Annotated in this window: 8 protein-coding genes; 3 read left to right on the top strand and 5 right to left on the bottom strand. The window is 66.5% G+C overall.

Features of this window, described 5'->3' with window-relative positions:
* Positions 1 to 2: 2 nt before the first annotated feature.
* Positions 3 to 1,274, bottom strand: a complete 1,272-nt coding sequence (locus tag KUV65_RS03645; RefSeq protein WP_308124501.1) for an ABC transporter substrate-binding protein — start codon at positions 1,272 to 1,274, stop codon at positions 3 to 5.
* 186 nt (positions 1,275 to 1,460) lie between these two features.
* A complete protein-coding gene (gene putA / locus KUV65_RS03640) occupies positions 1,461 to 4,955 on the bottom strand; it encodes a bifunctional proline dehydrogenase/L-glutamate gamma-semialdehyde dehydrogenase PutA (protein ID WP_222187628.1) in 3,495 nt (1,164 codons plus the stop codon).
* Between the two features lie 129 nt (positions 4,956 to 5,084).
* Between putA and KUV65_RS03635 the strand changes: the two genes are divergently transcribed.
* Positions 5,085 to 5,546 (top strand): Lrp/AsnC family transcriptional regulator, encoded by a 462-nt coding sequence (locus tag KUV65_RS03635; RefSeq protein ID WP_261331582.1) that lies wholly within the window; start codon positions 5,085 to 5,087, stop codon positions 5,544 to 5,546.
* A 64-nt stretch (positions 5,547 to 5,610) separates the two neighbouring features.
* Here KUV65_RS03635 and KUV65_RS03630 read toward each other — a convergent pair whose 3' ends face one another.
* From KUV65_RS03630 to KUV65_RS03620, 3 genes are read right to left on the bottom strand one after another with little or no spacing between them, the layout of a single operon-like run.
* Positions 5,611 to 6,561: a glucokinase gene (locus KUV65_RS03630; protein ID WP_222187626.1), complete on the bottom strand. Its 951-nt coding sequence runs from the start codon at positions 6,559 to 6,561 to the stop codon at positions 5,611 to 5,613.
* A 23-nt stretch (positions 6,562 to 6,584) separates the two neighbouring features.
* A complete protein-coding gene (locus tag KUV65_RS03625; protein ID WP_222187624.1) occupies positions 6,585 to 7,907 on the bottom strand; it encodes a GH1 family beta-glucosidase in 1,323 nt (440 codons plus the stop codon).
* A 10-nt stretch (positions 7,908 to 7,917) separates the two neighbouring features.
* Entirely contained in the window at positions 7,918 to 8,955 is a 1,038-nt protein-coding gene (locus KUV65_RS03620) for a substrate-binding domain-containing protein (RefSeq protein WP_222187622.1), read from the bottom strand.
* 293 nt (positions 8,956 to 9,248) lie between these two features.
* Between KUV65_RS03620 and KUV65_RS03615 the strand changes: the two genes are divergently transcribed.
* Positions 9,249 to 10,598: an ABC transporter substrate-binding protein gene (locus KUV65_RS03615; RefSeq protein ID WP_222189590.1), complete on the top strand. Its 1,350-nt coding sequence runs from the start codon at positions 9,249 to 9,251 to the stop codon at positions 10,596 to 10,598.
* 134 nt (positions 10,599 to 10,732) lie between these two features.
* The gene (locus KUV65_RS03610; protein WP_222187620.1) at positions 10,733 to 11,710 is read left to right on the top strand and encodes a carbohydrate ABC transporter permease; all 978 of its coding nucleotides are present in this window, start codon (positions 10,733 to 10,735) and stop codon (positions 11,708 to 11,710) included.
* Positions 11,711 to 11,724 lie beyond the last annotated feature (14 nt).

The raw sequence follows: 11,724 nt of genomic DNA, 5'->3' as shown, positions 1-11,724 counted from the left end.
TGTTACTGGGTTTCCGCCATCGCGGCGGCGAGGTCATCGGCCATGCGGCCCACGGCGTCTTCGACGCTCAACTCACCCACGATGGCCTGGCTGACCCGTTCGACGGTGATGCCGAACATCGCGCGGTTGCCGGCATAGCCCTGGTAGGCGAAGGCCGCCGGGGCCACGTCGGGCAGATCGGCGGCAAAGGCCGTCAGGGCCGCGGCGGCAGGGTCGGACACGTCCTGGTATTCGACCATGTCGCCGACCCCGAGATGCGCAGGCAGGTTGCGCGTGCGCGAGGTGACCTCGGCATAGATCTCGGGCTGGGCGAGGAAGTCGATCACGGCGGCGACGATCTCGGGGTGGTCGGTCTGCTCGAAGCCGACGATGCCCGCGCCACCCGGCATGCCGGAACAGGCGCCAGCCGGCCCGCAGGGGGAGCCCACGACCTGCCAGTCGAAGAAATCGCCGACCTGTTCGTCCATGCGCCCGACCTGCCAGCTGCCGGAATAGTAGAACACCAATTCGCCGTTGATGAATTCCTGCGCCGCGTCCTGGTAGGTCGCGCCGCCCTGGCCGGCCCAGACATCGCGCGCCATGGTGCCGTCCTCGTTCCAGGCGACGAATTGCGCGACGAAGGCGGCGAAGCCGTCATCGGACAGCGTGGGGGTGCCGTCCTCGCCGAAAAGCGCCGCGCCATAGCTGATCGCGGGACCGGCGACACGGTGGCCCGACCGGTCGATCGCCATGGGGAAGGGGGTGTCGGTGGCTTCGGCCACGGCACGGCTGGCCTCGGCCCAGTCCTCCCAGGTGGCGTCTTCGCCCGGCATCTCGACGCCCGCCTGCTCGAAGAGCGTGGCGTTGACGAAGGCGCCGGTGATGGTCAGCTGGCTGTGCATGCCGTAGATACCCGCGTCATCGGGGCCGCCGCGATACCAGTCGAGCGTGCCGCCGAAGGCCTCTTCCCAGGCGGTGGCATCAACGTAGGGTGTCAGGTCGAGGTAATATTCGTTCAACCCGCCGAGGTCGGTGACCTTGGCCAGGTCCGGGCCGGTGCCAGCGGCCAGCTGCACGGGCAGGTTTTCGAGAATCGCCTGGTAAGGCACCACGTCGACGATCACGTCGACGCCGTCGTTCTCGGCCTCGAACCGGGTCAGAACGTCATCATAGACTTCGCATTCATTGCCATCCGAGTAGCACATGAAGCGGATTTCCTGGGCGCTGGCCGCGCCGGCCAGCACGATCAGGCCAGTTGCGAGCGCGGTGGACGCGGCGAATTTCGATCGGGTCACGGTCTATCCTCCCTGAAGGACCATTTACTGTCTGTGTGCCGGTTCGGCGTAATCTGTGTTTGTGACACTTTTCTTGGCCAATCACCGGTATACCGGTGGCCGGCTGCGCCACCATGGCGGGAAAATTCACACCAAGCAACCGTCTGTGTGACGGCTGTCATCACGTCGCCCGTTCGCGGCGTGCGCTCAGCCCGCCGCCGCAAGAAGCTGTGCGTTTCCGCCCGCCGCCGTCGTGTCGATGCACAGATGCCGTTCGAGGGTCAGGCGCGGGGTCGGGTCGGCCTCGGCGATCAGGGGCAGGATCGGCCCGTCGCGCTTGGCCAGCGCCTGCACGATCGCGCGCAGGGTGGCGTCCTCGGCCCAGCAGATCACCGCGTCGAGGGGGGCGAGCGTTTCCAGCCAGTCGGACGGCACATGCCCGGACAGTCCGTCATCCACCCCCGGCGCCACCGCCAGCGCGGTGCAGCCCGCCTGCCGGGCCAGCCGCGCCTGGTCTTCCGCCGCCTCCTTGCCGGGGCCGAGGCAAAGGACGCGCCCTCGCGGATGCGTGCTCAGGCGGTTCGACTCCCCCGTCGGTCCGGGCAGTGAGCGTGCGGAGAGGGTTGCATCCCGTGGATCAGGCAGGGCGGCGAGCGCCTTTTCCAGCATGGCGCGATCCACGGCGGGGGCATTCGTCGCCGGTTCCCGTCGCAGCGGGGCTTGCGTGAACCGGCTGACATAATGCGGGCCGCCCGCCTTCGGTCCGGTGCCCGACAGGCCCTCTCCGCCGAAGGGCTGGCTGCCGACCACGGCCCCGATCTGGTTGCGGTTGATATAGGTGTTGCCGACCCGGATGGCGGCGCAGACCTGCTGCACCCGGTCGTCGATGCGGCTGTGCATGCCGAAGGTCAGGCCATAGCCCTTGGCATTCACGGCCTTGATCACCTTGTCCAGATCGCGCGCCTTGTAGGTTGCGACATGAAGGACGGGGCCAAAGACTTCGCGCGTCAGCTTCGCGATGCCGCCCGGCAGTGACAGAAGGGTGGGCGGCACGACATGGCCCTGCGCGGGGCGGTCGAGCTGGGCGATCAAGCGCCCTTCGCGCCGGGCCGTATCGATATGGGCCTCGATATCCGTCTGCGCCCTGGCGTCGATGACGGGGCCGATATCAGTGAAGAGGTGCCACGGATCGCCAAGGCGCAATTCCGCCATCGCGCCCTTCAGCATGTCGATCACGCCGTCGGCCACATCCTCCTGCACATAAAGCATGCGCAGCGCCGAGCAGCGCTGCCCCGCGGATTGGAAGGCCGAGGCAAGGATGTCGCGGATGGCCTGTTCCGGCAGGGCGGTGGAGTCGACCACCATCGCGTTCAGCCCGCCGGTTTCCGCGATCAGCGGCGCGGTGGGCGGCAGGTGGTCGGCCATGGCACGGTTGATCGCCTGCGCGGTGGCGGTCGAGCCGGTGAAGCAGACCCCAGCAATACGCGGGTCGGAGGTGAGGGCCGCGCCCACCACGCCCCCCTCGCCGGGCAGGAGTTGCAGCACCTCGCGCGGGACGCCCGCCTCGTGCATCAACTGCACGGCGCGGTGCGCGATCAGGCTGGTGGTTTCAGCGGGTTTCGCGAGCACACCGTTGCCCGCGGCCAGCGCAGCCGAAATCTGGCCGGTGAAGATCGCAAGCGGGAAGTTCCACGGCGAGATGCAGGTGAAGAGCCCGCGGGCTGGCGTGGTGAGGGCGTCCGCCTCATTGGCGTAGTAGCGCAGGAAATCCACCGCTTCGCGGAGCTCGCCAACCGCGTCGGGCAGCGTCTTGCCGGCTTCGCGGGCGAGCAGGGCGAACAGTTCTCCGAAATGCGCCTCGTAGAGGGCGGCGGCGCGCCGCAAGACCTCGGCGCGTGTCGCGGCGGAGGCATCCCATGGGCGTGCATGGTCAAGGGCTGTGGCGACGTCCTGTGGGCTGGCCTCCTGCACGGTGCCGACCCTGTCCTCGGGATCGGCGGGCGCGGAAACTTCGCGGCTCGTGCCGGGGGCAAGGTTGCCGGCAATGAGCGGCGCTGCCGTCCAGCAATGCCCGGCAAAGGGCGCTCGGGCCGCCTCGATCTCGGCCAGCGTCGCTGGGTCGGCGAGGTCGAAGCCTTTTGAGTTCACCCGCCCCGTGCCGAACAGGGCATTCGGCCGGGTGACCGCGCTATTCGCACCAGTCGTGGCGATCTGCTCGAACGGGTCGGCGGCCACAGCCGCGACCGGCACATCCGCATCCAGAACCTGGTGGACGAAGCTGGAATTCGCCCCGTTTTCCAGCAGCCGCCGCACGAGATAGGCCAGCAGGTCGCGATGCGCCCCGACGGGCGCGTAGATCCGGCAGCGCGTGGCGTTGCCGCGCCGGACCTCTTCGTGCAGCGTCTCACCCATGCCGTGCAGGCGCTGGAACTCGAAGGCGGTCGGGTCATCGGCCATTTCCAGGATCGCGGCGACCGTTTGCGCGTTGTGGGTGGCGAATTGCGGGTAGATGCGGTCCGTCATGCCCAGCAATTTGCGCGCATTGCAAAGGTAGGAGACGTCGGTCGCCACCTTGCGCGTGAAGACCGGGAACCCGGGCAAGCCCTCGACCTGCGCGCGCTTGATCTCGGTATCCCAATAGGCACCCTTGACCAGCCGCACCATAAGGCGCCGGTCCAGCCGGTCGGCCAGCGCGTGCAGCCAGTCGAGCATCGGGGCGGCGCGCAGCCCGTAGGCCTGCACCACGACCCCGAACCCATCCCACCCGGCCAAGGCGTCATCGGAAAGCACGGCTTCGATCACGTCCAGCGACAGGTCCAGCCGGTCGGCCTCTTCCGCGTCGATGTTGAGGCCGATATGCGCCGCGCGGGCGGCGCGGGCGAGGGTGCGCACACGCGGCACCAATTCCTCCATCACGCGGTCGCGCTGTGCTTCTTCATAGCGGGGATGCAGGGCCGACAGCTTGATCGAGATGCCGGGATTGTCGCGGATATCGTCCGACCGGCAAGCGGCGGCCAGGGTGTCGATGGCGTGGGCGTAGGCCTCGAAATAGGTCTGCGCATCGTCCGCCGTCATCGCGGCCTCGCCCAGCATGTCGTAGGAATAGCTGTAGCCCTTGGCCTCCATCCCGGCGGCGCGGGACATGGCCGCGTTCACCGTCTCGCCCAGCACGAACTGCCGCCCCATCTCGCGCATGGCGCGGCCCACGGCGGCGCGGATCACCGGCTCGCCCAAGCGGCGCACGGCACCGCGCAGGACATTGGCCATGCCCTCGCCATCCTGCAACACGCGCCCTGTCAGCATCAGCGCCCAGGTCGAGGCATTGACCAGCGAAGAGGAGGATTTGCCCAGATGCGCGCCCCATTCCGAGGGCGCGATCTTGTCCTCGATCAGGGCGTCGATGGTGGCGGCATCCGGCACGCGCAACAACGCCTCTGCCAGGCACATCAGGGCAACGCCCTCACGCGTGCTGAGGCCATACTCGGCCAGGAACAGCTCCATCATGCCCGGCGTCTTGTCCGCGCGCAGTGCCTCGATCAGCCTTGTGGCCCGCTTGGTGGTGGCCGCGCGCGTGGCGGCATCGGGGGCATGCGCCGCCATGAGATCGCGCAGGATCGCATCCTCGTCGCCGTATTGCGCGGCCCGGATGCGGGCCCAGATTTCGGCGATGGCTTGGGGTGTTCTGGGCTGGTCGAGGGGCATGGCGTCACCTTTGCAAAGGCAGGTCCGGTGTGATGCACCATCGTACACCCATGCATGCAGGCGGTTTTCCTTGACTTGTGAAATTCGAGGACGTTTTTCCTTTTACAAAGCCAAATGAAAGGAAGTCAGATGCCAGATGGTGCCGCTCTCGATCTTTTCGACCGCAAGATCCTTGCCGTGCTCAGCCGGGATGGGCGCCTGCCGATCACCGAGATCGCGCGCGAGGTCGGGCTGTCGAAAAGCCCCACGCAGGCCCGTGTGCGGCGGCTGGAGCGCGAGGGCTATATCCTCGGCTACCGCGCGCTTCTGGACCCGGCCAAGCTCGACCGCGAGCATGTCGCCTTTGTCGAGGTGCGCCTGACCGACACGCGCGAGGCGGCCTTGTCCGCCTTCAACGCGGCGGTGCGCGCCGCGCCCGAGATCGAGCAATGCCACCTGATCGCGGGACAGTTCGACTACCTGTTGAAGATCCGCTGCCGGGACATGCGCGCCTATCGCGATGTCCTGGCCGAGGTCGTGTCGAACCTGCCGTACCTGTCATCGACCTCGACCCACGTGTCGATGCAGGCCGTGAAGGACGCCGCGCTTTGAAGGAGGCGCAGGAAATCTCGAGATTTCCGGCAGGAAAACCCGGGTTTTGCTGCCGCGCTTTGGCTCAGAGCTTCGACAGGTGCGAGGCGCACCCGGTCAGCGCGGCGTAATCGTCGGTGACGACGGCGATGCCGAACTGTTCCATGAAGCCCGAGAAACGGCCCTTGTCGCGAAACGCTTCGACAAGGCCCAACTCTCCCAGCCAGGGCAGGAAGTGCCGGGTCACGCCGCCGACAAGGTAGATGCCGCCGAAGGGCAGGTGGGACAGGGCCAGGTCGCCGATCACGACCCCCATCATCCGGACGTAAAGGCGCCCTGTCTCCAGCGCGCGGTCGTCGCGGGCGGACATGGCGTCGAGGATTTCGTTCGGCGCGGCATCGCGCCCGTGCAGCGCCTTGTGCAGGCGGCTGACCCCGCGCCCCGACAGGACCTCTTCGACCGAGGGGTGGCCGTGCCCATCGTCGAGCTTGTCCAACAGCGGCAGCAGCGTCGGCTCCGACGCGGGCAGGGAGACATGGCCGGCCTCGGAAGGCGGCACGAAGCGCCCGGCGGCGGTGTCGAAGACCGGGCAGGCGTTGAACCCGGTGCCGATGCCCACGACCAGCTTCGCGGCATGGGCCGTGTGCGGCGGCTGCGGCAGGACCTCGTTCAGGTTGTCCGCGCTGATGTGGCCGATCGCATGACCTTGCGCCTGAAGGTCATTCAGGACGGCCACCTTGTCGGCGGTCAGGGCGCGGCCCAGAACCTCGCGGTCGATCCGCCAGTCGAGGTTGGTCAGTTGCGCCACCCCGTCGCGCACCGGCCCGGCCGCGGCGACGCAAACGCCGGTGATCTGGGTCGGGGTGATGGCGCATTGCTCAAGATAAGCCTGGATGACGGCGTCGATGCCCGCATGCTCGGCATTGCGGAAGCGGCGGATGCTGTCAGCATCGACTTGTGGCCCATGGGCCAGAGCCACACGCGTGTTGGTGCCACCGATATCGGCAACGAGGGACAGGCCGCTTTCTTGCGTCATGAGGGTCGCATCCGTTTCGCGTGTCAGGCCGGGGTGTCGCGCCACCAGCGGGCCAGCGCGTCATAAGACGCTTTCGGGGTTCTTGCCAAGCTGTCGAAGTCGACATGGATCAGGCCGAAGCGTTTCTCGTAGCCGAGCGACCATTCGTAATTGTCCATCAGCGACCACACGAAATAGCCCGCCACGGGCGCCCTCGCGTCCATGGCCTGTCGGACCGCGTGAAGATGGGCGTTGAGGTAGTCGATGCGCGCGGTGTCGGGTGTCTCCGGCGTGTCCGCATTGGCCATGCCGTTTTCGGTGACGTAGATCGGCAGATCGCCGGAGTAGTCGCGGGCATTGCGGATCAGGAAATCGCGCAGGCCGTCGGGATAGATCTCCCACCCCATCTGGGTCAGAGGCAGAAGCGGCCCGGCCGGTTCGTAATTCGGCCAAGCCCCGTCCTTGTGGCGAATGCGCTGGCGTGTGTAATAGTTCACGCCCAACCAGTCGAGCGGCTGACCGATCAAGGCGAAATCGTCCTGCCAGCTGTCGGGCAGATGCGGCTCCAGCCCTTCCAGCACCTCCGCCGGGTATTGCCCCTTGAACAGCCCGCCAAGGAAGAACCGGTTGTAGATCGCGTCGTAGCGGCGGGCGGCGGCCTGATCCTCGGGCGCGTCGCTGGCAGGTTCGGCCCATTCGAAATTGCAGACCGCGCCAAGATTTTTCATGCCCAGCCCCCGCATCACCTCGATGGACCGGCCGTGGCTTTTCAGGATGTGATGCATGGCGCGCGCCGTCGCCCGGATATCGCGCAGGCCCGGCGCGTGGGCGCCATCGAAATGCGACAGCCAGCCGACGCACCACGGCTCGTTGATGGGGGCGGCGGACCACACGCGATCGCCGATGCGGCGCATGACGGTTTCGGTGAACTCGGCGAACCATTCGGGCATGTCCGCATTGCGCCAGCCGCCCCTGTCGGCCAGCGGCTGCGGCAACTCCCAATGGTAGAGCGTCGCGGCGGGCTTGATCCCGCGCGCCAGCATCCCGTCCACAAGCCGGTCATAGAAATCCAGCCCCTCGACATTGGGCTGACCGACCCCGTCGGGCAGCACCCGCGCCCAGGAGGTCGAGAAGCGATACACCTCGGCCCCAAGCCCCGCGATCAGGTCGAGGTCCTCTTCCCAACGGTGATAATGATCGCAGGCCAGCGCGCCGTCCTCTGCCCGGACGACATTGCCGGGCGTCGCGGCGAAACTGTCCCAGTGGCAGGGACCGGCGCCGCCGAATTGGCTTCCTTCGATCTGGTAGGCCGAGGTGGCCACCCCGAAGAGGAAACCGTCGGGGAAATCGGTACGGGTGTGATCCATCTTTGGTCCTTCAGGTTGCGGGGGCGGGCCCGGTCGAGCGGCCAACCGTCAGTTCGGTTTCCCACAGCTCTTGCAGGGGGGGCTGGTCGGGCTCGCGGATCAGGGCGATCAGCATCTCGGCACAGCGCCGCCCCGCCGCCCGGATGGGCGAGCGTGTCGCGGTGAACGGCGGCCCCTGCGGCGAGGTCAGCGCGTCGTTGCCGAGGTAGGAGAGCGCATCGTCGTGGCAGATCACCGAAACGTCCCGTCCCAGCGTCAGACCGGCCTCGGCGATGGCGCGCCGCGCGCCCATGGCGGGGATGATCGACGAACACAGGATGGCGGTCGGGGCCGGGTCCATCGCCAGCATCGCATGGGTGGTCGTGTAGCCATATTGCTCGGTCATCACGCCCTGGTGCATCCACTCGGGCCGCGAGGGCAGGCCGCGCTCCTGCAGCGCGTCTTCCACCCCCTTGCGGCGCCGCGCGGCGAAATCGAGGGTTTCCTGCCCATTGATCAGGGCGATCCGGCGGTGGCCGAGATCCAGCAAGAAGTCGGTGGCGCGGCGGAAGGCCCGGATATTGGCCACGTCGAACCAGCTATAGGTCGTGTACTCGCCCGTGCGGCCATGGACGAGGAAGGGTATCTTCAACTCCTGCAACAGCGGGATGCGATCGTCCACGATGCGTGGGGATTGCACCATCACCCCATCCACCGATCCGGTGGCCGCGAGGTTGCGATAGGTGGTGGCCGTTTCCTCTGCGCCCACCATCGACAAGAGCAGGTCATAGCCCTCCCGGGCATAGATCTCGCCCGCGCCGGCCAGGAAATCCGCGAAGATCGGGTTTACTGTTTCTTCCCGCCCGGTCAGCGGCACGACATGCCCGATGGTCATGGCGCGTCCCGTGGCAAGGCGCCGGGCGCGGGCATTGGGCGTGTAATTGGCGGCCTTGGCCGCGGCAAGAACGCGCGCACGGGTTTCTTCCCGAACCTCGGGGTAGCCGTTCAGCGCCCGGCTGACCGTTGTCATGGACAGGCCGAGCGAGTCGGCCAACTGCCTGAGATTCATGGCGAATGCGTTTCCAAAGCGCTTCGGATTTTCACGGCACGCTATCGGGCTGGTATGGGCGATGTCAAAGCATTCCACCGGGTCACGCCATGCTGCACCTGCGAAAGAACCCTCTAAATTCCGTGTGTTGCCATTCGCACATTGACAGACTCGGAGTGTTCCGAAAGGGTGGCCGCAACCCAAAGCGCTTTGGAGGGGCGAGCGGGTTACTGCTCCATGCACCTATCCAGATCGCTTGGGAAAAAGTGACATCCGGGCCTTGGCCCGGTGCAATTCCTGGGAGGTATTCCATGATGAAGACCCGTCTTTTCACCAGCGCCGCGATCCTGGCGCTCAGCGCCGGCGGTGCATTCGCCGAGGCGCATGGCGGCCTGATGTTCCCGGTAGGCGAGGGCGCCTTCAACTGGGACAGCTACGAGGCCTTTGCCGAAGGGCATGACTATTCCGGGGAAACACTGACCATCACCGGGCCGTGGACCGGCGCGGACGCGGAACTGGTCAACTCGGTTCTCGCCTACTTCTCCGCGGCCACCGGCGCCGAGGTGCAGTATTCCGGTTCGGACAGCTTCGAACAGGATATCGTCATCGCGGCCCAGGCTGACTCGGCCCCCAACATCGCCGTGTTCCCGCAGCCGGGCCTCGCCTCGGACATGGCCGCGCGCGGCTTCCTGACCCCGCTGGCGGATGGCACCGCGGATTGGGTGACGGAAAACTACGCCGCCGGTCAGTCCTGGGTCGATCTCGGCTCCTATGCCGGGCCCGATGGGGAGGAGGCGCTTTACGGCTTCTTCTACAAGGTCGATCTGAAATCGCTGGTCTGGTACAGCCCCGAGCAGTTCGACGAGGCAGGCTATGACGTGCCCGAAACGATGGAAGACCTGCGCGCGCTGACCGAGCAGATCGTCGAGGATGGCGAGACGCCCTGGTGCATCGGCCTGGGCTCGGGCGCGGCCACCGGGTGGCCGGCGACGGACTGGGTCGAGGACATGATGCTGCGCACCCAGCCGCCCGAGGTCTATGACCAGTGGGTCGCCAACGAAATCCCGTTCAACGACCCGGCCGTGGTCGGCGCGATCGAGGAATTCGGCTGGTTCGCCCGCAACGACGATTTCGTCAACGGCGGGGCCGAGGCCGTGGCCTCGACCGACTTCCGCGACAGCCCGGCGGGCCTCTTCACCTTCCCGCCGGAATGCTACATGCACCGCCAGGCGTCGTTCATCCCGACCTTCTTCCCGGAGGATGCGGATAGCGATTTCTTCTACTTCCCGGCCTATGCCGAAGGGGATCTCGGCAGCCCGGTGCTCGGTGCGGGGACGCTCTTTGCGATCACCGATGATGCGCCGGTGGCCCATGGCCTGATCGAGTTCCTGCAAACGCCCATCGCGCACGAGGTGTGGATGGCGCAGTCTGGCTTCCTGACCCCCTATGGCGGGGTGAACCCCGACGTGTTCGCCAGCGACGACCTGCGCAACATGAACGAGATCCTGCTGAACGCCACCACCTTCCGCTTCGACGCCTCAGACCTGATGCCGGGTGAGATCGGCGCGGGCGCGTTCTGGACCGGCATGGTCGATTACGTCACCGGCGAAGACGCCGCCGACGTCGCCGCCGCCATTCAGGAGCGGTGGGAAACGCTCAACTGAGGCACATGCCTCGGTAAGACCTGACAACCGCCCGGTCCGCCCCTCGGCGGGCCGGGCACGCAGCCAGAGCCGAGCCAAATCGGCCAGCGTCCGGCCCGGAGCCTCGGGTCGTTTTGCGAAGGGAGGGCACGCCATTGTCGCCGATCATCCAGGGCATCATCACCATCATCATCGGGGTGGGCGGATGCGTGGCCTATTTCTACTTCGCCAATCTCGTCCTCGATAAGGTCATCTTCCCTGCGCGCGGCGAGAAGGCGGGGCGCAACATCAACCGCGCCAATGCCGTGCGGCCGTGGATTTTCCTGTTTCCGGCGATGTTCGCGCTTGGGCTCTACCTCGTCTATCCGGTGGTCGGCAGCTTCATGCGCTCGCTCTACAACCGGGCGGGAGACGAGTTCATCGGCTTTGGCAATTACGCCCAACTGCTCGCGTCCGAGGATTTCCGGGTCGCCTTTTTCAACAACATCCTGTGGGTCATCTTCGTGCCCGCCGCCGCGACCTTCCTCGGGCTGTTGTCGGCGCAGCTGACCGACCGTCTGAAATGGGGCAACATCGCGAAATCGCTGATCTTCATGCCGATGGCGATCAGCTTCGTGGGCGCGTCGCTGATCTGGAAATTCGTCTACGCGCAAGACCCAGATATCGGGATCATCAACGCGATCCGGGCGGCCCTTGGCGCCGATCCGCTGGACCCGCTGCAGATCCCGTTCTGGAACAACTTCTTCCTGATGGTGATCCTGATCTGGATCCAGACCGGCTTTGCCATGGTGATCCTGTCGGCCGCGCTGCGCGGCATCCCCGAGGAAACGGTCGAGGCCGCGATCATCGACGGGGCCAACCCGTTCCAGATCTTCTTCAAGATCAAGGTGCCGCAGATCAAGTCGACCATCATGGTGGTCTGGACCACGATCACGGTGCTTGTGCTCAAGGTGTTCGACATCGTCTACACGATGACCGGCGGCAATTTCGATACCGAGATCCTGCCCAGCTACATGATGGATTTCATGTTCCGCGATGACGGGCTGGCGACGGCGGTGGCCTTCGTCATCATGGTCACCGTTCTGCCGGTGATGATCTGGAACATCCGCCAGTCGCGCGCCGAGATGCGCTGAGCCAGGGAGGGGAG

The sequence above is a fragment of the Maritalea mobilis genome (assembly GCF_019800885.1).
GTDB classification, from domain to species: Bacteria; Pseudomonadota; Alphaproteobacteria; order Rhodobacterales; family Rhodobacteraceae; genus Roseibacterium; species Roseibacterium beibuensis.
This window is presented reverse-complemented; position numbering and strand designations above follow the sequence as displayed.